Here is a 25,113-nt window from a genome sequence, read left to right as displayed (position 1 = left end):
AAGCGGCAGAGCCACTAAGCTGATAGTTCCATATTTTCTCAGCCGCAGACCGAAGCTTTGCTTCGGTCTGCGGCTGAGGTTATTATAACACTTTGTCTGTGTGCCTTCAAATTGAATGGCATGTCCGTAGTGAAAAAATTACAAAATATTTGCGGTGGTTTTTATATAAAACACACAATTTGATTTTCTGAGGACCTGCTCAGAAAACAAGTGATTTTCCATAAAATCTCCACCTCAAAATAGATAATTTGCAGAATATTTTCAGCTCGATTTTGAAGAATTCTATAAATATTTATATAAATTTTTATATAAATATGCATGTAAAAATGTAAAATATCGTTTATTTTTAGACAATCCATGGTCGATTTAAATAATATACTAAATTTTTATTCGTTATAACTATATAAATTTATTTGAAAATATGAAAATGACTAAAATTTCGATTGTAAATTTTTAAATGATGTGTATAATGGTGAGCAACAGGAAGGAAATGAGGGATTCCGTTGAAGGGAACCATTAAATTGATCAGCGAAATGACCGGCTTTTCTCCGGCAACCGTTTCGAATGCATTGAACCATAAACGAGGGGTCAACAAGCAGACGGTGGAACGTGTTTTGCAGGTTGCAGAAGAGATCGGGTACTCTGTAAAGCCCAGAATATCCAAAATCAAATTTGTCATTTATAAAAAGAACGGTCTGATTATCAATGACAGCCCGTTTTTCCCGGCTGTGATCGAGGGAGTGGAACGTCAGGCGAAAAATCTTCAGTTTGAAACCGTGTTCTGCAATATCGACAGCAGCAGCCCCGACTGCGCGGAGCAGGTACATAGCATTTTGGAGGATACCAGCGCGGCGGTGATCCTCCTCGGTACCGAGATGACGGAGCAGGATTTTCAGTTGTTCCGCAATCCGAAATGCCACCTGATTCTGCTCGACGGCTGGAGCGATACCATCACGTTCGACAGTGTTTTGATCAGCAACACCGATTCCGCCTGCCATGCAGTGGAATACCTGATCGAAAAGGGGCATAAAAAGATCGGCTATCTGCGTGGGCGCTTCCGCATCAAGGCGTTTTCGTACCGCAGCATTGGCTATAAACGTGCGCTGGGAAAAGCGAATTTTTCCATAGAGCCGCAGCACATCATTACCCTGGGCACCACAACGGAGTCCGCTTACCGCGATATGGTTGCCCACCTGGAATGGGCAAGGGATCTGCCCACGGCCTTTTTTGCCGATAACGACGTGATCGCCCTTGGCGCCATGCGCGCGCTGCAGGAAAAAGGCTACCGCGTGCCGGAGGATGTTTCGATCATCGGGTTTGACAACATCCCGTACTGCGAGATTTCCAGCCCTCGCCTGAGTACCATCCACGTGTTCAAGCAGGAGATGGGCGAAATCGCCGTTCGGCGGCTGAACGACCATATCCGGCAGGAGAGCAAGGTCAAAACGAAAATACAGGTCTGCACCGAATTTGTGGAACGTGAAAGCGTTCGCGACCTGAATGCAACATAACTAAGGGAGGGCTTTTCGATGGAGAAAATCAAGCTGGGGTATGCGCCTACCAGAAGAAGCATTTTCAGTGCGCCGGACGCGCTCAAATACCGGAATCTGACGGCCGACCGGCTGCATGAGCTGGGCGTGGATTTTGTGGATATCACAGACATCAACGACGAGGGCCTGCTGTTCGACGACGCCGATATGCAAAAGATTGCCGAAAAATTCAAAGCCGAGAAGATCGACGGATTGTTTTTGCCGCACTGTAATTTCGGCACCGAATATGTGTGCGCAAGGCTTGCCAAAGAGCTGAATGTTCCGGTGCTGCTGTGGGGCCCGCTCGACGAGCGCCCCGAACCGAACGGCGTGCGTCTGCGCGACACCCAGTGCGGCCTGTTCGCCACCGGCAAGGTGCTGCGGCGCTTTCAGGTTCCCTTTACCTACATGACAAACTGTCGATTGAGTGACCCCGTGTTCGAGCGCGGTCTGCGTGATTTTATGGCGGTGTGCAATGTGGTCAAAACGTTCCGGCATACCCGTATTCTGCAGATTTCTACCCGCCCGTTCGATTTTTGGACCACCATGTGCAACGAGGGCGAGCTGCTCGAGCGCTTCAACATTCAGCTTTCGCCCATCCCGATGCCCGAGCTGACGCAGGAAATGCGGCTGGCCAAGGAGCACACTCCCGATGAGGTCGAGCAGGTGCTCGGCTACATACGCGAAAACATGGATGTCCGCATCGCGGAGGAGGCGCTGGAGAACGTGGCGGCTCTGAAGGTTGCGATGAAGCATCTGGTGAAAAAATACGGCTGCAACGCGGTGGCAATTCAGTGTTGGAATGCTCTGCAGCAGGAAATCGGGATCATGCCCTGCGCGGCGAACGCGCTGATGAACGATGAGGGGATCCCGGTGGTGTGCGAAACGGATATTCACGGCGCGATCACCGCCCTTTTGGTGGAAGCCGCCGGGATGGGCGAAACCCGTTCGTTCTTTGCGGACTGGACGGTGCGCCACCCCGACATTGAAAACGGCGAGCTGCTGCAGCACTGCGGCCCGTGGCCGGTTTCGGTCGCGCAGAAAAAGCCGGTTCTGGGCTACCCATTGGCGTTCAAGCATCCGGGGAGCCTGACCGCCGAAGCAAAGCACGGCGAGCTGACCCTATGCCGGTTTGACGGCGACAACGGCGAATACTCCATGCTGCTGGGCAACGCCAAGGGCGTCGACGGCCCGAACTGCATGGGAACCTACCTTTGGATCGAAGTGGAAAACATCAAGCGCCTGGAAGATAAAATCGTCTGCGGCCCGTATATCCACCACTGTGTGGGCATCCACAAAAATGTGGTGCCGGTTCTGTACGAGGCCTGCAAATACATCCATGTAACACCCGATTTTTATGATCCGATTGAGGAGCAGGTGCGCGCTTATCTCAGGGGGGAATAAAAATGGTGAATTTGCAGGAAAAGACATGGCAGATCAGACAAGACGTGGTGACTCTGATCCACAAGGCGGGCAGCGGCCACATCGGCGGCGATATGAGCGTAACCGATATTCTGGTTACGCTGTACTACAAGCACATGAACTGCTCGCCCGAAAACCAGAACGACCCGAATCGCGACCGCTTTATTTTAAGCAAGGGCCACTGTGTGGAGGCGCTGTACTGCATCCTGGCGGATAAGGGTTATTTCCCAAAGTCGGATCTGGATAGCTATTCTGGCTATCTTTCGAAATATATCGGTCACCCCAGCGATAAGGTCAACGGCGTCGAGATCGGCTCCGGCTCTTTGGGGCATGGCCTGTCGTATAGCATCGGCATGGCGCTGGCCGGCAAAATGGACGGCGCACCGTACCGCGTGTACACCGTGATGGGCGACGGCGAGTTGGCCGAGGGCTCCGTGTGGGAAGGCGCTATGGCGGCGGCCCACTACAAGCTTGACAACCTCACCGCCGTAATCGACCGCAACCGCCTGCAAATCTCCGGCTCGACAGAGACGGTGATGGCGCAGGACAGCCAAGAGGAGCGCTGGCGCGCATTTGGCTGGCATGTGCTTTCAGTGGACGGAAACAGCACGAAGGCGCTGGATTTCGCCTTGCGGGAGGCAAAGCAGATCAAAGGCAGGCCGACGATGATTATTGCGAACACCACAAAGGGCTGCGGTGTATCGTTTATGGAAAACCAGGCGTCCTGGCATCACAAATCTGTGGACGACGAGCATTATGAACTCGCGATGCGCGAGCTGGAGCAAAGGAGGGCGGCGGCACATGAACAAGATTGCAAATAAGCAGGCGATCTGCGACGTGCTGCTGCAGGAATCGGAGCACGATCAGGATATTGTTGTGCTGTGCAGCGATTCGCGCGGCTCCGGCTCTATGACTCCCTTTGCCGAGCAGCGGCCAAAGCAGTTTGTAGAAACCGGCATTGCCGAGCAGAATCTTGTCACGATCAGCGCGGGGCTGGCCAAATGCGGCAAAAAGTCATTTGCCGTTTCCCCCGCGTGCTTCCTCTCCACCCGCAGCATGGAGCAGGCCAAGGTCGATGTGGCGTATAACCACGCGAACGTGAAGCTGATCGGCATTTCCGGCGGTGTCAGCTACGGCGCGCTGGGCCTGACGCATCATTCCACCAACGACATCGCGGCGATGGCCTCGATTGTGAATATGCGAGTATATCTCCCGAGCGACCGCCTGCAGACGGAGTGTTTGATTCGGGCTCTGCTCAAGGACGGAGAGCCCGCGTATATCCGGGTGGGCCGCAACGCCGTGGAGGATGTTTACGATGAGGGGAAAGTTCCCTTTACATTAAATAAAGCGACGCTGCTGCGCGACGGTACGGATGTGACGATCATCGCGTGCGGCGAGATGGTTTCCGCCGCAAAGCAGGCGGGAGAGCTGTTGGAGCAGAAGGGTGTTTCGGCCCGTGTGTTCGACATGTACTGTCTCAAACCCATCGACCGGAAGGCAGTTTTAAAGGCTGCAAGGGAGACGCGGGGAATTGTGACGATCGAGGAGCACACCGCGTTCGGCGGGCTCGGCTCTATGGTCAGCCAGATTGTCTGCGCGGAGCACCCTGTGCGGGTAACCAGCCTCACACTGCCGGATGAACCGGTGATCACCGGAAAATCCCAGCAGGTATTTGATTATTACGGCCTGAATGCCGAGGGCATTGTGAGGGCTGCGATGGAGTTGATCTGACGATGCGGCAAACCTATTTGCTTGCGATAGACCAAAGTACTCAGGGCACCAAGGGGATGCTGTTTGACGCCGAAGGGAAACTGACCGCCCGGTGTGACCGCTCCCACGCGCAGCGGATCGATGATAAAGGCTGGGTAGAACATGACCCGGAGGAAATTTACCGCAATACCATCGCCGTTGTGCACGATGTGGTGGAGCGGGCGGGGATCGACAAAAATCAGGTCGCTGCTGTCGGCATCAGCAACCAGCGTGAAACTGCCGTGGTGTGGGATCGTGAATCCGGCAAGCCGGTTTACAACGCCATTGTGTGGCAGTGCGCGCGCGGCGAGCAGATCTGTGAGGAAATCCGCGCGGCGGGCTATGCCGAGCGGGTTCGCGAGAGCACGGGCCTTCCGCTTTCGCCGTACTTTTCGGCGGCGAAGATCGCCTGGGTGTTTCGAAATGTAGACGGCGTGGAGGAGCGCGCCAGAGCCGGGGGCATCTGCTGCGGCACGGTGGACAGCTGGCTTTTGTACCGCCTGACCGGCGGAAAAACCTATGCTACCGATTATTCCAATGCGTCGCGCACGCAGCTGTTCAACATTCGCGCCCTTTCGTGGGACCCGGAGCTCTGTATGCTGTTCGGCATTCCGCTGGACTGCATGGCGCAGATTCGGGGTTCTGACGAATGGTACGGGGATACGGATTTCGAGGGCTTTTTCGATCATTCCATTCCCATTCTTGCGGTGCTGGGCGATTCACACGGCGCACTGTTCGGGCAGGACTGCCGGGAGCCGGGACTGGTCAAGGCGACCTATGGCACGGGATCTTCCGTAATGCTGAACACGGGCGACGATCTCATCGTGAGTCAAAACGGGCTTGTCACCTCGCTTGCGTGGTGTATGCACGGCAAGGTGCAGTATGTGCTGGAAGGAAACATCAATTACACGGGTTCGGTCATCAGCTGGCTGAAAAACGATTTGCAGCTGGTGCAGACGGTGCAGCAGGCCCATGAGCTGGCCGCTGCCGCGAATCCACTCGATCAAACCTATTTTGTCCCCGCGTTCACGGGGCTGGGTGCGCCGTATTGGGACAGCGCCGCAACCGGGCTGTTTACGGGCATCACCCGCCTGACTGGCCGATCCGAGATGGTCAGGGCCGGGGTGGACTGTATCGCCTATCAGGTGGCGGATATCGTGAACCTGATGCGCGAGGAGTCGGGCCTTGCGATCCGCGAGCTGCGGGTAGACGGCGGGCCGACGGAGAGTGCCTATTTGATGCAGCGCCAGAGCGATATCTTGGGTATCCCCGTCTGTGTGCCACAGTGGCAGGAGCTTTCGGGGATGGGCGCGGCCTATGCCGCCGGAATTTCAGCAGGAGTTTATGATCAGGCGGCGATTTTCTCCTGTATGGAACGTACGGCTTATGAGCGCAGAATGCCGGCCGGGCAAAGCGAAGAGCTGTACCGGGGCTGGAAGCATGCCGTACAAACGGCACTGAATCACGGATAGAAGACCAACGGGAAATTTGGGGTCCTGTGGTCTCTATTGGGGCAGGCCGGAAAAGAGCACGGCAAGCCCCGAATATATTACAAAAACTGGGAGGAAACAAAATGAAGCACACAAGGAAACTGACAGCAGGTCTTTTGGCCATCGCAATGGCAGCGAGTATGGCAGGCTGCGGCGGAAACAACGCAAGCTCCGCGGCGCCGGCGTCCAGCACACCGGCTTCTTCTGCAGCTGAGGCAGCAAAGCCGCTTACCGGCGGCGGATCAAAAATCATGTACATCATTACTCCCTCGCACTCGAATCCTTTCTTTAAGACAGAGGCGGAGTCCGCTTCCGCCAAAGCAAAAGAGCTTGGCTATGAGGTAAAGGTTGTTTCTCACGATGATGATGCAACCAAGCAGGCCGAACTGTTCGACAACGCCATTGCCGATAAGGCAGCCGCGATCATTTGTGATAACGCCGGCGCCGACGCGACCGTTGCGGCAGTCAAGAAAGCCCGCGACAACAATATTCCCACCTTCCTGATTGACCGCGAAATCAATGAATCCGGCGTGGCGATCTCTCAGATCGTAGCGAACAACTACCAGGGCGCCAAGGCCATCGCAGAAAAATTTGTTGAGGCCATGGGTGAGAAGGGCGAATATGCCGAGCTGCTCGGCAAAGAGTCCGATACCAACGCGGGCGTGCGTTCCAGCGCATTCCACGAGATCATCGACCAGTATCCCGACATGAAGATGGTTGCACAGCAGACCGCGAACTGGGAGCAGACCGAAGCCTACCAGAAAGTGGAAACCATCCTGCAGTCCAACCCCAACATCAAAGGCATCGTCTGCGGCAACGACACCATGGCGGTCGGCGCGGCTGCGGCTATTAAAGCGGCCGGACTGAAGGATATTGCGATTGTCGGCGTTGACGGATCTGACGAAGCGGCGGAGCAGATCAAATCGGGCAACATGGTCGGCACAGCGCTGCAGCAGGCGGCCCTGATCGCCGAAATGGGCGCAGAGCAGGCAGACCAGTACCTGAAAACCGGCAGCACCGGCAAGGATGAGAAGCAGCTCGTAGACTGCATCGCCATCACCAAAGATAACGTAGACAAACTGAAGAACTTCGTATATTCCGGCTGAACCGCCAAGCACACTTTAGAACCGGCGGCTTTGGCGGGGTGCCAAAGCTCCAAAGAGAAGATTTTTTAACGGAATCTGCCATAAAAGATCAATTGAGCAGAAAGCGCAAGATTTGATGGGTGAGGATAAGGAGAAGGGTAAAAGAGCACGCTCTCCCTTATCCTCACTGATTTTAAAAGGGCATGTAACTTGGAAAACAAAAGCCTGTAAAGGGCTTTCAGCGATATTTCAGAAATGGGGAGTGCAAGTTGAAAAAACGATTAGCCGCACTGCTTTTGATTTTGGCGTTTGCAGCATCCTCCCTGACAGGCTGCGTAAAAGTGGTGAAAATCGGGGAAGAGGGCAAGTTGACGGGGGAAGTCGCCTTTAACGCGGACAGTGACGTGGAAAGCATCTGGCAGTCGAAAGCGGTACCGGAGTTGACGGAAAAAGCGGTGGACCTGAATGCGTTCCTGACGGAATCCAAGGGGGATCTCAAAACCCTGGCGGACAAATACGGTAAATACTCCATGGGAACCTCCGGCGAGCTGAACTATGTGGTAAAGGGAACCGCCGAGGTGGTAAAGGTAGACCAGACGAAGAAGGCCGGCGTAATGGATGTCAAGCTTCAGGGCTATGATGGCCCCGAAACCATCCAGCTGCAGATCGGCTCGGTGTTCAAGGGTTCTGCCGTGCGCGATTCTTTGAACTTTATCAAGTATGAGGATTACAAGAATCAGGTGCAGTGGGCCAACGTGTCCCAGAGCATCCACACGGTGATTCAAAAGCAGGTGCTCGATCCGCTGGACGTTTCCTCCCTTACCGGAAAAACCGTGGAATTCATCGGGTGCTTTACCGTAGACGGCAACGACAAGCTGCTCATCACCCCAGTGCAGATGACAGTGAAGTAGGGGGTAACAGCATGGATAATCAAGAGGTCTGCCTTAGGGCGGAGCACATCTGTAAGATTTACCCCGGCACCAAGGCGCTGGACGATGTGTCGTTTCAAGTGCTCAGGGGCAAGGTGAACGTGCTGATCGGAGAAAACGGAGCGGGAAAATCCACGCTGATGAAGATCATCGCGGGAATTGAGCAGCCCAGCTCCGGCAAGCTGTACATGGATGATCAGGAGCTTTCCTTCCGGGATACCACCGAGGCCCGCGCACATGGAATCGGAATCATTCATCAGGAGCTGAGCCTGTTCCCGAATCTGAATATTTATCAAAATATCTTTATGTCGCGCGAAAAAACAAAGCATCATATCCGGCTCGACAACGCCCAGCACGCGGAGCTTACCGAAAAAGTGCTGCAGCGCCTGGAGCATCCCATTCCACCGGAAACGCTGGTGGGCAACCTGCGCGTTGGACAGCAGCAGATTATTGAAATTGCCCGCAATCTGATCCAGGATGACCTGAAAATCCTGATTATGGATGAACCCACCTCGTCGCTTTCGGCGCAGGAGGTGCAGATTCTGTTCAAGATCATGCGCGAGCTGACCGCCGCAGGCATTTCGATCGTGTACATATCGCATCGTCTCGAAGAAATTTTGCAGATCGGCGACCACGTTACCATTCTGCGCGACGGGAAGTACGTTGCGGACGAAGAGGTTGCAAACATCACTGTGCCGTGGATCGTCAAGCGGATGGTCGGTGAGGAAAAGGGCTACGCCCACCGGGAGCGGAATGTGGATTGGAGCGAAGTCCCCACTGTGCTGGAGGTTCGCGACATCACCCTGCCGAAAAGCGGAGGCGGCTATTTGCTCGACCACGTCGGCTTTCAGGTGAAAAAAGGAGAGATCCTCGGTATCTACGGGCTGCTCGGCGCGGGGCGCACGGAGCTGTTTGAGTGCATTATGGGTCTGCATCCCGAGCATACCGGCCAGGTACTGCTGGACGGGGAGGAAATCAAGGTCGACAGTGTGGCAGGGCAGATTCACCGGGGCTTTGCGCTTGTGCCGGAGGACCGTCAGCGCGAGGGTCTGGTGCAGACCCTGAATATTGCGAAGAACATTTCCCTTTCCAGCCTGAAGGCCTGTACCAAAGGAATTTTTCTGGATAAAAAGACAGAAGACGAACAGGTGGAACGGCAGATCAAGGACATTCATATTAAGGTTGCGGATAAGCGCCTGCCCATCTTGTCGCTTTCAGGCGGCAACCAGCAAAAGGTGGTCATCGGCAAGGGAATTCTGACAGACCCCAAAATACTGCTGATGGATGAACCCAGCCGCGGAATCGATGTCGGCGCGAAGGCCGAGGTGTTCGACATCATCAATCAGTACGCGGAGCAGGGCCTGACCATCCTCGTGATTTCTTCTGAGCTGAAAGAAATTCTGGCGATCGCCGACCGCATTATCGTGCTTTCGAACGGAAAGAAGACAGCGGAGCTGGCCGGGGATGAAATTACGGAAGATAATCTTGTGATGGCGTCCTATCAGGGGCATCATTTGCAGGCATCGGGAACATAAAGGGGAGAATGCTGGTATGAAAAAGAATCAATCCAATCATGGGCTCGCGATGACGCTCCTGAAGGGCCGAACCTTCATCGTGCTGATTGTTCTGCTGATTTTCTTCAGCTTTGCGGCGCCCAACTTCTTTTCGCAGAATACGATGCTTCTGATTGCGAAGCATGTGGCCCTGTACGGGATTCTGGCGATCGGTATGACCTACGTCATCATCACGGGCGGCATCGATCTTTCGGTTGGCGCGGTGGTCGGTTTGGCCGGTATGGTGGCGGGCGGCCTGATCAACAAAGGCCTTACGCTGCCGATGTTCGGCGTCACACTGTATTTTGATGTGCCGCTCATCGTACTGATCACCATTGTGGTGGGCGCTTTGGTCGGCTGGTTGAACGGCATTGTGATCACGCGGTTCAATGTCGCGCCGTTTATCGCCACTCTGGGCATGATGTATGTGGCGCGCGGCCTTGCAATGCTGCATTCGAACGGCGCTACCTATTCCAATATCGTCGGCAAGCCGGCGCTTGGCAACACGGGCTATGATTTCTTCGGCAGCAATATTATGGGCATCCCGGTCGGCGCGATCATTCTGGTGATCATCGCGGTCATCACCGCGATCCTATTGAAATTCACGCCCTTCGGCTGGCATGTGTTTGCAATCGGAGGCAATGAAAAGGCCGCGAAGCTTTCGGGCATCAAGGTCAATCAAGTCAAAATCATGGTTTACATTTTGTCCGGCGTATGCGCGGCAATTGTCGGTATCATCAATTCCGCGCAGCTGGTGGCTGCACACCCCGCCTCCGGTGAATCGTGGGAAATGAACGCCATTGCGGCGGCGGTTCTGGGCGGAACCTCCATGGCCGGCGGCATCGGCGGTATCGGCGGCACTATTGTGGGCGCGTTCGTCATCGGTGTCATCAACGACGGCATGGTCATGTGCGGCGTTTCGGAGTTCTGGCAGATGGTCATTAAGGGCCTTGTGATTGTATTCGCGGTCGTCATTGACCAGTTCCAGCGAAACCTGCAGGCAAAAATGGCGCTTCAGGCGAGGGGCGAGGAAAAAGAAACGGCGGCTTCCAATCCGGGAGGAAATTTGGCATGAAAAAAACGGGTATTTTGAATGCCCAACTGGCGGGATATATCGCCGGGCTGGGGCATAAGGAACGCTTTTTGATCGGCGACGCGGGGATGCCGGTCCCAAAGGGGATTCCGGTTGTTGACTTGGTGCTGTGCGGCGGAATCCCCACCTTTCAGCAGGTAGTGGACGCCGTGCTGAATGAAACGGTAGTAGAGGGCTATACCTTTGCCGCAGAGGCGGAGGAGAAGAACCCCGCCATGGTGGCGTATGTGCGCGGCAAGCTTTTGGGGATTCCCGAACAGACGATTTCGCACGACGAGCTGAAGCGCCAGACGGAGAATATCAAGTTTGCCGTGCGCACCGGCGAGTTCACGCCGTATTCCAATCTGATTTTACAGGCGGGCGTGGCGTTCCCCGATTAAAGGAGCCTTTCTATGAAGATACTCAATTTCGGTTCTCTGAATTACGATTATGTGTATTCGGTCGACCATATCCTGCTGCCGGGAGAAACCTCCGCCGCATGGCGGATGGAAACCTTCATCGGCGGCAAGGGCCTGAATCAGTCGGTGGCGCTGGCCCGCGCGGGAGCCGAGGTGTGGCATGCCGGGCAGGTAGGCGAGGAAGGCGGGCAGCTTCTTACGATGTGCCGCGAAAACGGTGTGAATACCGAATATATTCGTCAGGTGCCGGGCAAAAGCGGCCACACGGTGATTCAGGTGGATAAGGGGGGCCAGAACAATATCCTGCTGTTCGGCGGAGCCAACCGCAGTATTCCGCAGGACTTTGCCGACGAGGTGCTTGCCGCATTCGGCGAGGGAGACCTTCTTCTGCTGCAGAACGAGATCAATGGAATCCCACGCCTGATTGAGAATGCCCACGCACGCGGCATGCGGATCGTTCTGAATCCCTCCCCGTATGATGAGGTGATCAGCGAGTGTGACCTCTCTAAGGTGTCCATCCTGCTGGTCAATGAAATCGAGGGCTGGCAGATCAGCGCGCAGCGGAAGCCTGACTCGATTCTGGAGGTTCTGGCACATCAATATCCCGAGCTGGCGGTCGTGCTGACGCTGGGCAGTCAGGGCGTGGTTTATCAACATCAAAGCGAACGCTTTTCGCACGGGATTTACCCCGTGCCGGTGGTGGATACCACCGCGGCGGGCGATACCTTTACCGGTTACTTCCTGGCCGGGATGACCCGCGGCCTGAGCGTGCCGCAGTCGCTGGAGCTGGCTTCGAAGGCTTCTTCTATTGCAGTTACCCGGCACGGGGCCGCACCGTCGATCCCCTTGCTGCGAGAAGTAGAAAGTTACGCGTTTTGACACTCTTTTTTGTGATTCTCATATTCCTCCTGAACGGCCCAAAGCATACTGGATGCGATGGGCCGTTCCTTTTTGATGTGAATCTGTGATGCAAGGGTGAAAACAGGGATTTTTCTCCGCCTTTGATTAGGGAAAATCAACGAATAGATTTATTATTTTTATGAAAAATTACTACATGGACATTTTTCACATAAATGGAAAATTTTTTCTCTACTCTACTATAATAATGAAAAAGGAGGGGGAAAAGATGAAATTTGGTCGAAAAAGCTCCGTTCTGGTCGTGTTGACGTTAGCTGCCGTCCTGCTGCTTACGGCGATTGGTACGCACTCTATTTTTGCGAGGGCTTCTGCCGCGGCGGTGTCTCTGACGTTCCCCTCCGGCTTCTCGGATCCGGAAGGGGTGGAGCTGCTGTCTGCCGGGGAGAATCATTTTCTGCTCTGCGGAACCGAGGAGAATCGATCATTTGTCCTTCTGCTGGATGAAAACGGACAGGTGATCGATCAGGCCACCGTTTCAGCCCACATGGCCTACCCCTTGTATCGTGAGGGAAATCTTTCACTGGTTTGTCCCTATCGGGGTACCAGCAAGGATGAGTTTGGCGTGGGTGTTTATACCTATACGGTTCGGCGTGATCGGCTGGATACAAAGCTCTTTATCGATCTTCCTCAGATTTATGTAGAGGAACGCAATGATTTCGATGTGGACTCCGCGGGGCGGTATTACGCGCTCCATACCCCAATGGAGGAAACAATTCTGCTGTTCGATTTTTCGGGTTGGCTGCTGAATCAGATCTCTTCGTCGCGCGGGGAGTTTTCCTCCCTGGCGGTATCGCCAGACGATGTGCTTTATACATTATATTCTGATGAAAGCAAGCTGGGTGTGAAGGTTCTGCCCGACTCCATTCGGGAGGAGACGCAGCTCGGGGAGCCATCGCTCTTTGCCAGTGAAATTCCGCGGGGCGGCTTCCGCTTTTTAAGCGCTGAAATTTTGATTGATGAGTCCGGTGATCTGTACGACGTGCTGCCCGACACGCGTCTGTTCAGCCGCTCGGCGGAAACAGGGGGAGACCTTAACTGTGCCGCCGCGCTTTCTTCCGGCTGCGTTCTGGTCAAAACAGGAGATTCCCGCGCCGACGCGTTTGAAAACGGCGAACGCATCGGCACCTATGGGTTCGGCAGAGAGCTGATTTCTTTGGCCGCGGACGGGGATCGCGCAGCCGCAGTGGTACGGGGTGAGGATGGCTGGTATTTTGTTCCGGTGACGGACGACCTGCTGGAGGAGCCCGATGATTCTTCGCAGGAAGATAGCAGCGAGGAAAGCTCTTCGCAGACAGGGGAGTCCTCGTCTTCTGAAGAATCTTCTCAGTCATCCTCGAACTCTGACCAGACTACAGAGATTTTCAGTCTCAGTGAAGCGGTTCGAATTGACCGCGATGCGCAAAAAATCTATTTACCTGCAAATACTACATATGCGGCGCTCAAAAACATGCTGCGGGTACAGAATGGAACGCTGGAGGCGCAGAAGCCCAACGGCGTGCCGCTTGTGAGCGGCTATGTGATGACGGGAGCGGTGCTGCTCGCCAAAAACGGAAGCGGAGAAGTGACGGACGGCCTTACCGCGATCGTGCCCGGTGACCTGAGCGGCACGGGGCGCCTGACGCAGACCGACAGCAAGCTGCTGTACCGTGTGCTGAATGGTACGGCGGAACTGGACGAGGCGTCGTTTTCCGCTGCGGACCTGGACGGCGACGGGCAGCTGACAACGGCAGACCTGCTGATCCTGAAAAAAGAATTGAATAAATCCCCTTGACATTTGCTCTTTTTCAGATAAAAATAAAATAATACAGTTTAAAATCGTGTTAACTTCATCCCTTAACTTTGTTAGGGGATGAAATTGCCGTTTTTTAGTGATAAGCTGAATAATGGTAAGAGGAAACAAAACGATACCAATTTTTAGGAGATCAGCAGTATGTCAAGTATTGAGACAAGGGATTTATTTGATCTGACGCATACGATGGCGGCTCCGTTTCTGCGGGACTGTCGGTATCCCTGGCAGGCGTTTCCCCAGATCAGCGGGTGGATCCGCGAGCTGGGCGCGGCGCTTTCAGCGGAAGAATATGAACAGCGCGGGGAAGACGTTTGGGTTGCGCGCAGCGCCAAGGTGGCCCCTACGGCTTACATCGCGGGGCCTGCGATCATCGGGCCGGGCACCGAGGTGCGCCACTGTGCGTTCATCCGGGGCAGCGCTCTGGTGGGCGCGGACTGTGTGGTGGGGAATTCCACGGAGTTGAAAAATGTCATTTTGTTCGACAAGGTGCAGGTTCCGCATTACAATTATGTGGGCGATTCGATTTTGGGCTATCGTTCCCATATGGGGGCCGGTTCCATTACGTCCAATGTGAAGTCCGACAAAACCTTGGTAACAGTTCGCAGCAAAGACGGAATACTGGAAACGGGGCTGAAAAAGTTCGGCGCCGTTCTGGGCGATTCAGTAGAGGTTGGATGCAATTCGGTTCTGAATCCCGGTACGGTTGTGGGGTCCGGCAGTACAGTGTATCCGCTTTCGATGGTGCGCGGAGTGATACCGCCGAACAGCATTTACAAATGTGCCGGCGAAATTGCAGAAAGAAAATAGAGGTGTTTTAGGGATGGAACGGCAAAAAAGAGTAGCGGCGATCCACGATATTTCGGGGTTCGGAAAATGTTCCCTCACCGTGGCACTGCCGATTATTTCGGCGGCTGGGATTGAAACCAGCGTGATGCCTACAGCGGTGCTTTCCACCCATACGGGCGGATTTACCGGCTTTACGTATCGGGATCTGACGGAGGATCTTCCGCCGTTCGCGGCGCACTGGAAGAGTCTTGGTCTGCAGTTCGATGCGCTGTACAGCGGTTTTTTGGGCTCGTTTGAGCAGATTGATATTGTAGAGGATATTTTCCGCCAATTCAGAACAGAAGATAACCTGATTATGGTGGACCCTGTCATGGCGGACAACGGGGAGCTATACTCCATTTACACGCCCGAAATGGCCAAGGGAATGGCGCGCCTGTGTAAAAGCGCGGATCTGATTGTGCCGAACCTGACTGAGGCGGCGTTCCTGCTGGAGAGGGAGTATCAGGAGGGCCCGTATGAGAAGCAGGAAATCGAAGAACTTCTGAAAACGCTGGCGGCGCTCGGCCCGAAGAAAGTGGTTCTGACCGGAGTTTGGTTCGATGAAAGTCAGCTTGGCTCCGCTGGGTACGACAGCACCACGGGTGAGATCAGTTATGCGTTTTCGGAGCGGATCGAGGGCTCTTACCACGGCACCGGTGATGTATACGGCAGTGCGCTGCTGGCGGGGCTCCTCAACGGGCTGGGTCTGCAGAAATCCATGCAGCTGGCGGTCGATTTCACCTGCGGGGCGATCCGCAGAACCAAAGCGGCGGGAACAGACATCCGCTTCGGCGTGAATTTCGAAATGGAGATTCCCGCACTCCTGAAAAACCTGGGTCTCGTAAAATAAAGATCGGATTATTTTCCGTTCGATCAGAAAAAGAGAAGCGCCCCTGTGCATTGCACAGGGGCGCTTCTCTTTTCGGGATAAATAGACTAGGATAGAACCTACGTGGAAAGCAATATAAAAATGAATCAAGAGGCCGGGAGGATGATGATATTATCGGATGGTGCGAAGGCCTCTGCGGGATTGGATTGCGGGAAAGCGGCTTTCATCAGTTGTACCGCCTTTTCCAGGTTATTCTGGAAAAGCTTGACCTCTTGTTTTTCTTTCAGGTCGCCCGCACAAATATTAATATACGGAATTAGCTCAGCTAACTCCTGGGTATTTCTTTGAAATGCTTCCTCTTGGGGAACTTGGCCATCTGTCTGCAGCCTGTTTCCGAGCTGCTCCAAATAATCGGATTCTGCGGCGGTAAAGGAGTCCAGGGATTGCTTGACATCCGTTGGAATCAGCTGGTCTTTCAGCTCAGACTGACTGAAATAAATATTCCGCAGAAAATAACCGACGCGGGAGGGGCTGCTGCCCTGCAGGTAGCCCAGCAGGTAGTCGGCAGATTTTCCAGAATCCTGCTCAGTCGCCATTTTTGCAACATTTTGCAGGGCATTGCATTTATCGAACCAGCCTCGTGTAAAGGAATTGGAGAGTGCCGTAGACAGCTGTATTTCCGACTGAATTTTTGCGGAGGAAGACGGAAGGGCGCAACCGCTCAACATCAGCAGTACAACTGTAAAAATAAGAATTCCGATTTCGGGGGGAGAGAGACGTTTCTGTTTTTCGTCGATTGGTAAATGCACGGCAATCTCTCCTCCTCCAATATTTTATTGTTTTAATTTTAAAGCTAATATATCACATAAAACAATAATTGTCAATAAAATATATGGTTTTTTAAGGAAAAAACTGTTAGTCATTCATTATCGCTATAGTTACATTCCGTTTGATATTGTCGGAATGAATTGATTTTCAGAATAAAGCCGATAAGGCGGGAGAATAAGGCGATGAAGAGGTTTGTATTTTTGAGGGTTCAGTATCCCATCCGCATCAATTGCGGATGGGATACTGAGAAAATGGAGGAATGTTACATCATGAAAAAGCGAATTCGTTGAAATTGTCTTTTTATTATGAGAAGTTGAGCCTCTATATATCGAAGTGTTTTTAAAAATTTAATTGCGCAGGGATGTCCTCATTTTTAAATCGGGAATAAATTGGGAAGAAATCAGCAAGAATCTCTGTCAGAAGCAGTGATATATTCTACCGTGCCGTTTCGATACACACTTGCGTTGACTTCCAGTATATATGTATTTCCGCTCGCAACATAATACGCTTCATCGAAATATAAGATTTCACCAGAAACACTCTTTGTCCATGATTTTACCGTTTTGGTTCCAGTACTGGTTACCTGCTTCAGTAAAAGAGTAGCAGAAATTTTGTTTGTTCCGGATTTAGCATAGACTTCTGCTACACATGATGCTCTGTTTCCGGAAAAATTCAAAGAGATTGCAACCATGTCCGTATTGGTCCACATAATCTGATATCCGGAATTTGCCTTGGGTACATCCAGCTTTTCTGTTTCCATTGCGAAAGCTGGAACATTCATGGTAAAGATTGCAGAAAATGCCAATAAAAATGCGAGGATTTTTTTACACATAATCATTCTCCTTTGTTTTTGAGTTTCTCTTATATTGATATAACGATTGAACCCCCCATTTTGTTACAAAATTTTTCCAAAAATTTAAAATTTTTTATTTTGCCACGCTTTCTGCCATTTTTACGAGTTCCTCCGGAGGAATTTTAGAGCTTAATTGGAAACTGTAGGAATGATTTTTCCACAACAAGTAAGACATTTCATCCGGCTTATCTGCAATAAAAAGGCTGGCTTTTTCTCCTTGTATTTCAATTTCTTTGTGAGTGGTGTGCTCCGTATCTACCAAAAGGGATCCTTGTTTTGATAGGGGGCTTTTTCGGAAAAGAATCAGTTCTCCCCGATCGTTTCGGTATTGTATAGTAAAACTTAAATCTGTCTGATTTATCTCGGCCTCAATAAAACCTTCCGGAAGATAGCGCGGCTTTATTTCGGAATCATCGGGCGAGGATGTTTTACCGGAAGAATTTTGTCCATCCTGATATTGAATATTGACATGGTCGGAGGCCCAATTCATCACAGCGTTGAAAATCAAATTCCGGGAAGCCTCTACGCTCAACAGACTAACCATAGAAACCGGGATGATGATCGCTGCGATCACCGCTGCCCTTTTCGCTGCTTTTTGCATTCGCAGGCGTGTGGATTTGTGATTGGCGGTTTTGATCCATTTTTCGATTTCTTTTCGGGTAGATTCAGATAATTCATAATCATCCGTCAGCTCTTTTGCTGTTGGAAGTTCGTGTAATTCTTTTTCGAAATTTTCCTTCACCGCCGTTTGGAGCATAACTTCAAAAATCTGATCTTTCATTTCCTTTTTATCCATGGTTTGCTCCCCCTTCTGTCAGTTTTTGTAAAAGGGCGGTTTTGGCCCGGTGTAGTCGCACCCGTACATTCTCCTGCGAAATATTTAGCAATTCCGCTATTTCACGATCAGAGTAATCGTAAATATATTTCAGCTTTAAAACGCTGCTCGATTTTTCACTAAGCTCAGAAATCCCACTTAAAATCATCTGGTAGCCTTCTTCTGACGCAAGCTTTTCGTAAGGAAAATCTTCCAAATTGCCGCGCAAATCGGCTTCATCCAGGGAAACCAGGCTCCATCGATTTTCTGACCTGAGCATGTCGTAACAAATATTCCTCACTAATATACCGATTAAGCCCTTTGTTTTGTTACAATCTTCGAAAGAAAATTTTTGCAGGTTGTCAATAATCTTGATAAAAGTTTGAGAAACTGCGTCTTCCGCTTTTTCCTGATCCTTTAAAATTTCTCTGGCTATGTACATCATCAGCCGATGGTAGTTATGGTATAAATTCTCTATTGTACTTCGGTCTTCCTCATTTTGAATTACCATGCCAAAAAACAGCATATATCATCACCCCTCTGCCTCTCTCTGCTGCTTTCATTATATACTATATATAGAAAGAAAACCAACTGTTGTCTTTGTGGTTTTTACAATTTTCAAGTGAATATATTGCAGGGAAAGAGCAAGGGCCGCAGTATGATACTGCGGCCCTTGCTCTTTCCCTGCAATTCTGTTTTCTTATGTTCCCGAATCAATCTGCCGCGGCTTCTCCCAGCACGATTGACAGAATTTCTTTCGGCTCGTGCACAATGTAGTTTGCCCGGCTTTTTTCCAGCTCGTTGCGGCAGCGAAAACCCCAAAGCACGCCCACGGTATCCATCCCGGCGGCGATGCCGGTTTGCATATCAATGTCGCTGTCGCCGATGTAAAGACAGTTCTTCGGCTCTACGCCAAGCTCTTTGGCGATTTCCAGCGCGCCATCCGGCGACGGCTTGCGCTCTACATTGAAACGCTGGCCATAGCACACGTTGAAAAGCCGCGACGAATACATCATCGTAATCAGGCGGGTAGTAATATTGTGGGGCTTATTCGACAGCACTCCCAGCTTGATCCCGCGATTTTTCAGATCACGCAGCACCTCTTCCATACCGTCGTACTGATCTACAAAGTACATCGGGTCCTGCTCGTAAAGATTTTCGTAAGTTTTGCGCAGCAGAATCACATCATCTTCAGTGTATCCTTTGGGAGAAACCTCCTGAAGCATTCCGCGCATCAGAAGATCCGAGCCTTTTCCAACCAGGTAGCGGTATTTTTCACGATCAATTGCCGGGTAACCGCACTCCGCCAGTGCAGAGTTGCCAAAATAAACAATGGAATCGAGTGTATCCGCCAGTGTTCCATCCAAGTCAAAGATACATGCTTGGTACATGATAAGCAATCTCCTTTCTGTATGGTATCTGAAATATTGCTTACATTCCTATCTAAACATATTTTTCGCCGTTTTGCAAGGATTTGCAGGAACTATTCTTGAATGCTGCAGAAAATATGTTATACTGAAACCAAATGTGCAAAAATTGGAGGAACAGCAAATGGATTATGCAGCAGAAGCATTAAAAAAGCATAAAGAATGGAAAGGAAAGATTCAGATTCAGGTGAACTGCCCTGTTGAAACCAGAGACGATCTTTCCATTGCGTATACACCCGGCGTGGCGGAGCCTTGCAAAGAGATCAGCAAGGATGTGGACAAGTCCTACGAATACACACGCCGCGGCAATATCGTGGCCGTTGTAACGGACGGTACGGCAGTGCTGGGCCTTGGCGACATCGGCCCGGAGGCCGGAATGCCTGTCATGGAAGGAAAAGCTGTTCTGTTCAAGGCGTTCGGCGGTGTGGATGCAATCCCGCTGTGTATCCGCTCCAAGGATACCGACGAGATCGTGCGTACGGTAGAGCTTCTGGCCGGTTCGTTCGGCGGCATCAATCTGGAGGATATTGCCGCGCCCCGCTGCTTTGAAATCGAGCGCCGGCTGAAAGAGTCGCTGGATATTCCGATATTCCACGACGATCAGCACGGTACGGCGATCGTGGTGGGCGCGGCGCTGATCAACGCGCTGAAGGTAGTGAAAAAGGAAATTTCCGAGGTGCACGGTGTTGTCAACGGCGCGGGCTCTGCAGGCATCGCGTGCGCAAAGCTGCTGCTGTCCCTCGGCGTAAAGAATCTGATTCTGTGCGACCGCAAGGGCGCTGTTTGTGAGGGCGAGGACTGGCTCAACCCGGCACAGGCCGAAATGGCGAAAATCACAAACCGGGAGCATGTTCGCGGCACGCTGGCCGACGTCATGAAGGGCGCGGATTTCTTTCTGGGCGTTTCCGCTCCGAACTGTGTGAGCGCAGAGATGGTCAAAAGCATGGCCCAGCAGCCGGTCGTATTTGCAATGGCGAACCCGGTGCCCGAAATTTTTCCCGATGAAGCTCTGGCTGCCGGGGCGGCTGTAGTTGGTACGGGCCGCTCCGATTACCCGAACCAGATCAACAATCTGCTGGCGTTCCCCGGTATTTTCCGCGGCGCGCTCGATGTTCGCGCAAAAGACATCAACGACGAAATGAAGCTTGCGGCTGCGTTCGCCATCGCCGGGATGATCCCCGAGGAGGAGCTTTCGCCGGAGTATATTATTCCCTCTCCGCTCGACAAGCGTGTGGCGCCGGAGGTGGCAAAAGCCGTGGCAGAGGCTGCCCACCGCACCAATGTGGCCCGTATTTGAACTCTTTCAGAGTATTTTCAGTTTACGGTCACATTTTTTTCTCGATTCCGTCATAAAAAAGATAAGCGGGCTTCATAGGTTTTTCATAATCCTTTGGCATACTAAGACTATCGAAACAAGCCACATAGGAAAGGACCTGATGTTATGTATCCCTATGACGATAACGATAATCAGAACAACGCACCGCGCGACAACTATACAACGGGAAGCAGTTACCAATGGAACAATCCGCAGCAGCAGGTGCAGTGGGACGGCAATACTTACCGTTCTTACGGTTCTCAGCCGGGCAGTTATAACAGCTCCTCACCAGAGCCAGAGTCTCCCAAAGGGCCAAAAAAGAGGACAGGCACAAAAATCCTGTGCGGTGTTTTGGCCTGCCTGATGATTTCGGCGGGTTCCATCGGCGGTTTTGTCGCATTGGTCAATAACGGATATGTTACCCTGAACGGCGGCGCTTCTTCCGGCAATGCTTCTTCAAGTCAGGCTTCCACATCCTCTTCCATTCTGACAACGCCGACCACGACGAAGGCCGGCGCCCTCACGGCGCAGGAGATTGCGAAAAAGGTGATTCCCTCCGTTGTCTGCATTCAGAATTACCAGGTAAGCCAGTCGCTGAATTTGCAGCGCAAATCCGGCAGCGATGAGACAGCGGTTTCCCCCACAAGTGAGGGCTCCGGTATCATCATCTCTTCGGACGGCTATATCGTGACAAACGCCCATGTGGTTTCCGGCGCGGATTCCCTCAAGGTGATTCTATCCGACGGAAAATCCCACGAGGCCAAGCTGATCGGCAGCGATACCGTAACCGACCTGGCGGTGGTGAAAATCGAGGCCACCGGCCTGACGGTCGCTGAGCTCGGTTCTTCCTCCTCCCTGCAGGTGGCGGACACCGTTATGGCGATCGGCAACCCTGGCGGCCTGGAGTTTAACTCCAGCGTAACCATCGGTTATGTTTCCGCTCTGAATCGTGAAATCACCAACAGTGAAAACGGCTACACCATGAAATGCATTCAGACCGATGCCGCGATCAATCCCGGCAACTCCGGCGGCGCGCTTGTCAACTCCGCCGGTCAGGTCATCGGCATCAACTCTTCCAAGATCGTAGCCGAGGGCTACGAGGGACTTGGGTTTGCGATCCCGGTCGACGATGCCAAGCCGATCATTGAAGATCTCAAGCAGTATGGCTATGTGAAGGACCGCGCAATGCTTGGGATTTCCGGCCAGTTTGTCGATACCATGATTTCCCGCTTCTATGGGTTGCCGGTTGGGTACTATGTATCCTCCGTGGTGAATCCCTCCGTCAATGCGGCGGGGATTGAGGCCGGCGACGTCATCACCAAGATCGACGGCAAGGAAATCAATTCCAGCACCGTGCTTACCACCGCAATTGCGGCGAAAAAGCCGGGCGAGACCGTTGCACTGAGTGTGACAAGGCCAAAGACGGGCAAGACCTTTACGGCAACCGTCACGCTGGCTCAGTCCACCGGCAGCTAATTTTACCAACAACGATTTTTCATAAACTCTCTTCCTTCCGAACAAAACGGCGCCTCAAATTTCGGGCGCCGCGGAAAAGCAGCAAAGCACCAATGCCTTGCTGCTTTTTCCGCGTTTTTCAGGCGTTTCGACGCGTTGCAAACGCCTGTGAAACATGCTAGAATTGAATGGAAAAGAAATAAAGATAAGTGTTTTCTTTCTCCTGCCGAAGGCGCGGGAAAAAAGCAAATATTTTGATCTTTTAAAATGGCATATTATGAAAAGAATACGAATAGGTGATGAAGTTGAGAAGGCTGCTTTCTGCGCTCCTTGTCGCGTGTATGCTGCTGGTATTCCCGTCCTGCGGGCAGCAAAAAAATGAGGCCGCGGACAAAATAATAAAATACTATGTTGATCAGGAGCCACAAACGCTTGACCCGCAGGTGGCTACCGATTCTTCCGCTGTTCTGACCATCGGCGCCCTTTACGAGGGCCTGGCCCGGCTGGACCAGAACGGAAAAGCGACTCCCGGTGTGGCGGAGAGCTGGAACGCGAACGATGCTGCCACCGTGTTTACCTTTCACCTGCGCGAAAACGCCGTCTGGTCTGACGGACAGCCGGTAACGGCGGCAGATTTTGTATTTGCGTTTCGCCGCGCGCTGGCCCCGCAGACAAAATCGGCAGCCTGCCGCCCGCTGTATGTGGTGAAAAATGCCCGTAAGGTCAGTACCGGTGCCCTGCCTGCCGATCAGCTTGGCGTGCGGGCCGAAAACGATAAAACTCTGGTGGTGGAGCTGGAGTACGCGTATGCGGATTTTCCGGCTTTGGCTGCGGAGAGCGTGTTCATGCCCTGCAACGAGAAATTTTTTCAGGAAACGCAGGGCAAATACGGCCTGGAATACAAATCCATTTTAAGCAACGGCCCGTTTGTTCTGGGGAACCAATACAGCTGGGATCACGGCAAGCAGATCAAGCTGACTCGCTCCGACACGTACCGCGGCGCGCAGGCCGCACTGCCGGCTGCTCTGATTTTCTCCATGAGCGGTTCGGATGTGGACGTTTCTGACCCGATCAAGGCGCTTACCACCTCGGCGGTAGACGCGATCGCTCTGCCGGAGCAGCAGGCGGCGAAGGCGCAGGAGCTGGGGCTGCCGATTACCTCGTTTCAGGATATTACCTGGGGGCTGGCGTTCAACACCCAGGACCCGCTGATGCAGAATGAAAAAATCCGGCAGGGCCTGGTGCAGGCGCTGCCGCGGCAGAAGCTTTTGGGACACCTGCCCGAGAAAGCGGAGCAGGCGGAGTATATCATTGGCCCGCAGGCCATTCTGATGGGCCAGAATTACCGGCAGCAGGCGGGTACGGCAGTGGGATACCTGAAAGAGAGCACGCAGGGCGGCACGCTGGTGCAGGCCGGCCTGAAAGAGCTTGGGCACCCGGAGTTTTCCCACGTTACGGTACTGTGCCCGGACACTGAGCAGAGTAAGCTGATGGTAAATGAAATGCTCGTGGCGTGGAACCGCCTGACAGGCCAGTATTTCAGCATGCAGCCCATGGCGGAAAGCGAGCTTCAGAAAGCGGTGGATTCCGGCGACTACCAGATTGCGCTCACCGGGATTTACCCGGAGAAGGAAGGCAAGATGCTTTCGGTGTTCCGCTCCGACAGTCCGCAGAATCCGTCGCGCCTTGCCAGCCAGGATTTTGACCGTTTGCTGCTCACAGCGGAGCAGTCCGGCGGTGCCGCCGCGCTTGCTTCGTATCTTCAGGCGGAGAATTACCTGAGCGCTCATGCCGTTTTTTACCCGGTTTATTACAAAAACAGCTATTATGCCTGCGGAAAAGGAGTCACCGGGATCGTATTCCGCCCTAACTCCGCCGGAATTGATTTTTTACTTGCTGGAAAAACGGACTAGGGATTGACGAAAGACTGCAAATTCTATATAATGTAACGACGGAGCCGCGGGGGATGTTTTTCCCTGCGTGTAACATGCACGAAGCAGGCCTGCCCGACTGCGGGATATGGCTTTGACAGAGAACCCTGACGGGGTTAAGGGAGGACGAAAGGATGTTAGACGCAGCCTTGTCGAAAAAGCTTTCTTTGATCGTTGCGATTGTAAACCGCCATCAAGGGGAAAAGGTATCAAAGCTTCTCAATTCCGAACATCTGAATTTTAACTATATCTTTCTGGGACATGGCACTGCCAGCTCAGAGCTGCTGAATTATCTTGGAATCGGTGAAACGGAAAAGGATATTGTACTCAGTTCCGCTCCGGCGGAGAAGGTTCCGGAACTGATGGAAAAGCTGCAGCGCGAGATGCAGCTGGATAAAGCAGGCAGCGGCGTTGCATTTACAATCCCGATTTCCAGTGTAGGTGGGTCAAAAACCCTGTCATTGATGACGGGCGAGTTTCAAAAAGGAAAGGGGGATTCCTGTGATTGCTGCGAACCAGTATAATCTGATCATTACCATTGTCAACCGTGGGTATTCGGAACAGGTAATGAAAGCGGCGAAACTGGGCGGCGCCACCGGAGGAACCATTGTGTTAGCGCGCGGAGCGGGAATGCACGAGGCGGAAAAAATCCTCGGGTTCTCGATCCATCCGGAAAAAGAAATTGTTCTGATTTTGACCCTTCGGGAGAAAAAGCAGGACATCATGCGGGCCATTTGCCAAAAATGCGGGTTCTGCACCGAAGCGCACGGTATCTCGATCGCGGTTCCTGTAGAGGATGCGATGGGTCTGCCGGTAGCTGATATGGAGCGGGAGCTGCATGCGCAGGAGCTTCGCAAAACAGGTACGTGAATCAAAACAGT

General features: G+C 52.6%; 24 protein-coding genes. 19 read left to right on the top strand and 5 right to left on the bottom strand.

The window, feature by feature from the left end; genetic code table 11:
• Positions 1 to 503: 503 nt before the first annotated feature.
• The 14 genes from TY09_RS01890 to TY09_RS01825 all read left to right on the top strand — a co-directional run bounded on the left by TY09_RS01890 (position 504) and on the right by TY09_RS01825 (position 15,630).
• Positions 504 to 1,511: a LacI family DNA-binding transcriptional regulator gene (locus TY09_RS01890; RefSeq protein WP_009060326.1), complete on the top strand. Its 1,008-nt coding sequence runs from the start codon at positions 504 to 506 to the stop codon at positions 1,509 to 1,511.
• An 18-nt stretch (positions 1,512 to 1,529) separates the two neighbouring features.
• Entirely contained in the window at positions 1,530 to 2,933 is a 1,404-nt protein-coding gene (locus TY09_RS01885; RefSeq protein ID WP_042430611.1) for an L-fucose/L-arabinose isomerase family protein, read from the top strand.
• Positions 2,934 to 2,935: 2 nt separating this feature from the next.
• Positions 2,936 to 3,772, top strand: coding sequence for a transketolase (locus tag TY09_RS01880; protein ID WP_042430607.1), 837 nt, complete (start codon positions 2,936 to 2,938; stop codon positions 3,770 to 3,772).
• Positions 3,753 to 4,682 carry a transketolase family protein gene (locus tag TY09_RS01875; protein ID WP_042430605.1) on the top strand — a complete coding sequence of 310 codons (930 nt, stop codon included), beginning with the start codon at positions 3,753 to 3,755 and terminating at the stop codon, positions 4,680 to 4,682. The genes TY09_RS01880 and TY09_RS01875 overlap by 20 nt, the downstream gene beginning before the upstream one ends.
• Positions 4,683 to 4,684: 2 nt before the next feature.
• Positions 4,685 to 6,172, top strand: coding sequence for an FGGY-family carbohydrate kinase (locus tag TY09_RS01870; RefSeq protein WP_042430602.1), 1,488 nt, complete (start codon positions 4,685 to 4,687; stop codon positions 6,170 to 6,172).
• 101 nt (positions 6,173 to 6,273) lie between these two features.
• Positions 6,274 to 7,296, top strand: a complete 1,023-nt coding sequence (locus TY09_RS01865; RefSeq protein ID WP_009060297.1) for a D-ribose ABC transporter substrate-binding protein — start codon at positions 6,274 to 6,276, stop codon at positions 7,294 to 7,296.
• 248 nt (positions 7,297 to 7,544) lie between these two features.
• On the top strand, positions 7,545 to 8,186 hold the full coding sequence (locus TY09_RS01860; protein WP_042430599.1) for a DUF2291 domain-containing protein: 642 nt from the start codon (positions 7,545 to 7,547) through the stop codon (positions 8,184 to 8,186).
• An 11-nt stretch (positions 8,187 to 8,197) separates the two neighbouring features.
• The gene (locus TY09_RS01855; RefSeq protein ID WP_042430596.1) at positions 8,198 to 9,739 is read left to right on the top strand and encodes a sugar ABC transporter ATP-binding protein; all 1,542 of its coding nucleotides are present in this window, start codon (positions 8,198 to 8,200) and stop codon (positions 9,737 to 9,739) included.
• Between the two features lie 16 nt (positions 9,740 to 9,755).
• A complete protein-coding gene (locus tag TY09_RS01850; RefSeq protein ID WP_009060286.1) occupies positions 9,756 to 10,832 on the top strand; it encodes an ABC transporter permease in 1,077 nt (358 codons plus the stop codon).
• Positions 10,829 to 11,230 carry a D-ribose pyranase gene (gene rbsD, locus TY09_RS01845; RefSeq protein ID WP_042430593.1) on the top strand — a complete coding sequence of 134 codons (402 nt, stop codon included), beginning with the start codon at positions 10,829 to 10,831 and terminating at the stop codon, positions 11,228 to 11,230. The genes TY09_RS01850 and rbsD overlap by 4 nt, the downstream gene beginning before the upstream one ends.
• Positions 11,231 to 11,242: 12 nt before the next feature.
• Entirely contained in the window at positions 11,243 to 12,127 is an 885-nt protein-coding gene (locus tag TY09_RS01840) for a ribokinase (RefSeq protein WP_009060249.1), read from the top strand.
• Positions 12,128 to 12,374: 247 nt separating this feature from the next.
• On the top strand, positions 12,375 to 13,937 hold the full coding sequence (locus tag TY09_RS01835; RefSeq protein WP_009060334.1) for a dockerin type I repeat-containing protein: 1,563 nt from the start codon (positions 12,375 to 12,377) through the stop codon (positions 13,935 to 13,937).
• 159 nt (positions 13,938 to 14,096) lie between these two features.
• Positions 14,097 to 14,762 (top strand): acyltransferase, encoded by a 666-nt coding sequence (locus TY09_RS01830; protein WP_042430589.1) that lies wholly within the window; start codon positions 14,097 to 14,099, stop codon positions 14,760 to 14,762.
• 13 nt (positions 14,763 to 14,775) lie between these two features.
• Positions 14,776 to 15,630 carry a pyridoxamine kinase gene (locus TY09_RS01825; protein WP_042430585.1) on the top strand — a complete coding sequence of 285 codons (855 nt, stop codon included), beginning with the start codon at positions 14,776 to 14,778 and terminating at the stop codon, positions 15,628 to 15,630.
• Between the two features lie 125 nt (positions 15,631 to 15,755).
• On the opposite strand, the gene TY09_RS01820 is transcribed toward TY09_RS01825, so the two are convergent.
• The 5 genes from TY09_RS01820 to TY09_RS01800 all read right to left on the bottom strand — a co-directional run bounded on the left by TY09_RS01820 (position 15,756) and on the right by TY09_RS01800 (position 19,495).
• Complete coding sequence (locus TY09_RS01820; protein ID WP_042430583.1) at positions 15,756 to 16,418, bottom strand: hypothetical protein; 663 nt, start codon at positions 16,416 to 16,418, stop codon at positions 15,756 to 15,758.
• A gap of 419 nt (positions 16,419 to 16,837) precedes the next feature.
• Complete coding sequence (locus TY09_RS01815) at positions 16,838 to 17,269, bottom strand: hypothetical protein (protein WP_042430581.1); 432 nt, start codon at positions 17,267 to 17,269, stop codon at positions 16,838 to 16,840.
• Between the two features lie 94 nt (positions 17,270 to 17,363).
• Positions 17,364 to 18,086, bottom strand: a complete 723-nt coding sequence (locus TY09_RS01810) for a DUF4367 domain-containing protein (RefSeq protein ID WP_042430579.1) — start codon at positions 18,084 to 18,086, stop codon at positions 17,364 to 17,366.
• Positions 18,079 to 18,630 carry an RNA polymerase sigma factor gene (locus tag TY09_RS01805; RefSeq protein ID WP_042430577.1) on the bottom strand — a complete coding sequence of 184 codons (552 nt, stop codon included), beginning with the start codon at positions 18,628 to 18,630 and terminating at the stop codon, positions 18,079 to 18,081. The genes TY09_RS01810 and TY09_RS01805 overlap by 8 nt, the downstream gene beginning before the upstream one ends.
• A 187-nt stretch (positions 18,631 to 18,817) precedes the next feature.
• Complete coding sequence (locus tag TY09_RS01800) at positions 18,818 to 19,495, bottom strand: HAD family hydrolase (protein WP_042430574.1); 678 nt, start codon at positions 19,493 to 19,495, stop codon at positions 18,818 to 18,820.
• A 160-nt stretch (positions 19,496 to 19,655) separates the two neighbouring features.
• Here TY09_RS01800 and TY09_RS01795 point away from each other — a divergent pair, with 160 nt between their 5' ends.
• The 5 genes from TY09_RS01795 (at position 19,656) to TY09_RS01775 (ending at position 25,102) form a co-directional block, all read left to right on the top strand.
• Positions 19,656 to 20,828 carry an NAD(P)-dependent malic enzyme gene (locus tag TY09_RS01795; protein ID WP_042430571.1) on the top strand — a complete coding sequence of 391 codons (1,173 nt, stop codon included), beginning with the start codon at positions 19,656 to 19,658 and terminating at the stop codon, positions 20,826 to 20,828.
• Positions 20,829 to 20,972: 144 nt separating this feature from the next.
• Complete coding sequence (locus TY09_RS01790) at positions 20,973 to 22,322, top strand: S1C family serine protease (RefSeq protein WP_042430569.1); 1,350 nt, start codon at positions 20,973 to 20,975, stop codon at positions 22,320 to 22,322.
• 278 nt (positions 22,323 to 22,600) lie between these two features.
• Positions 22,601 to 24,214: a peptide ABC transporter substrate-binding protein gene (locus tag TY09_RS01785; protein WP_242841417.1), complete on the top strand. Its 1,614-nt coding sequence runs from the start codon at positions 22,601 to 22,603 to the stop codon at positions 24,212 to 24,214.
• Positions 24,215 to 24,366: 152 nt separating this feature from the next.
• Positions 24,367 to 24,756 (top strand): hypothetical protein, encoded by a 390-nt coding sequence (locus TY09_RS01780; RefSeq protein ID WP_009061362.1) that lies wholly within the window; start codon positions 24,367 to 24,369, stop codon positions 24,754 to 24,756.
• On the top strand, positions 24,734 to 25,102 hold the full coding sequence (locus TY09_RS01775) for a hypothetical protein (protein WP_009061331.1): 369 nt from the start codon (positions 24,734 to 24,736) through the stop codon (positions 25,100 to 25,102). The genes TY09_RS01780 and TY09_RS01775 overlap by 23 nt, the downstream gene beginning before the upstream one ends.
• Positions 25,103 to 25,113 lie beyond the last annotated feature (11 nt).

The organism is Faecalispora jeddahensis (assembly GCF_000577335.1).
GTDB lineage: Bacteria > Bacillota > Clostridia > Oscillospirales > Acutalibacteraceae > Faecalispora > Faecalispora jeddahensis.
Note: the sequence above shows the minus strand (reverse complement) of the source record. Positions and strands in the feature narration are given on the sequence as shown.

Coding starts and splice junctions, on each gene's coding strand:
- TY09_RS01885 (WP_042430611.1), top strand. CDS start 1,530: ATGGAGAAAATCAAGCTGGGGTATGCGCCTACCAGAAGAAGCATTTTC.
- TY09_RS01880 (WP_042430607.1), top strand. CDS start 2,936: ATGGTGAATTTGCAGGAAAAGACATGGCAGATCAGACAAGACGTGGTG.
- TY09_RS01875 (WP_042430605.1), top strand. CDS start 3,753: ATGAACAAGATTGCAAATAAGCAGGCGATCTGCGACGTGCTGCTGCAG.
- TY09_RS01870 (WP_042430602.1), top strand. CDS start 4,685: ATGCGGCAAACCTATTTGCTTGCGATAGACCAAAGTACTCAGGGCACC.
- TY09_RS01865 (WP_009060297.1), top strand. CDS start 6,274: ATGAAGCACACAAGGAAACTGACAGCAGGTCTTTTGGCCATCGCAATG.
- TY09_RS01855 (WP_042430596.1), top strand. CDS start 8,198: ATGGATAATCAAGAGGTCTGCCTTAGGGCGGAGCACATCTGTAAGATT.
- TY09_RS01850 (WP_009060286.1), top strand. CDS start 9,756: ATGAAAAAGAATCAATCCAATCATGGGCTCGCGATGACGCTCCTGAAG.
- rbsD (WP_042430593.1), top strand. CDS start 10,829: ATGAAAAAAACGGGTATTTTGAATGCCCAACTGGCGGGATATATCGCC.
- TY09_RS01840 (WP_009060249.1), top strand. CDS start 11,243: ATGAAGATACTCAATTTCGGTTCTCTGAATTACGATTATGTGTATTCG.
- TY09_RS01835 (WP_009060334.1), top strand. CDS start 12,375: ATGAAATTTGGTCGAAAAAGCTCCGTTCTGGTCGTGTTGACGTTAGCT.
- TY09_RS01830 (WP_042430589.1), top strand. CDS start 14,097: ATGTCAAGTATTGAGACAAGGGATTTATTTGATCTGACGCATACGATG.
- TY09_RS01825 (WP_042430585.1), top strand. CDS start 14,776: ATGGAACGGCAAAAAAGAGTAGCGGCGATCCACGATATTTCGGGGTTC.
- TY09_RS01815 (WP_042430581.1), bottom strand. CDS start 17,269: ATGTGTAAAAAAATCCTCGCATTTTTATTGGCATTTTCTGCAATCTTT.
- TY09_RS01810 (WP_042430579.1), bottom strand. CDS start 18,086: ATGGATAAAAAGGAAATGAAAGATCAGATTTTTGAAGTTATGCTCCAA.
- TY09_RS01805 (WP_042430577.1), bottom strand. CDS start 18,630: ATGCTGTTTTTTGGCATGGTAATTCAAAATGAGGAAGACCGAAGTACA.
- TY09_RS01800 (WP_042430574.1), bottom strand. CDS start 19,495: ATGTACCAAGCATGTATCTTTGACTTGGATGGAACACTGGCGGATACA.
- TY09_RS01795 (WP_042430571.1), top strand. CDS start 19,656: ATGGATTATGCAGCAGAAGCATTAAAAAAGCATAAAGAATGGAAAGGA.
- TY09_RS01790 (WP_042430569.1), top strand. CDS start 20,973: ATGTATCCCTATGACGATAACGATAATCAGAACAACGCACCGCGCGAC.
- TY09_RS01785 (WP_242841417.1), top strand. CDS start 22,601: ATGAAGTTGAGAAGGCTGCTTTCTGCGCTCCTTGTCGCGTGTATGCTG.
- TY09_RS01780 (WP_009061362.1), top strand. CDS start 24,367: ATGTTAGACGCAGCCTTGTCGAAAAAGCTTTCTTTGATCGTTGCGATT.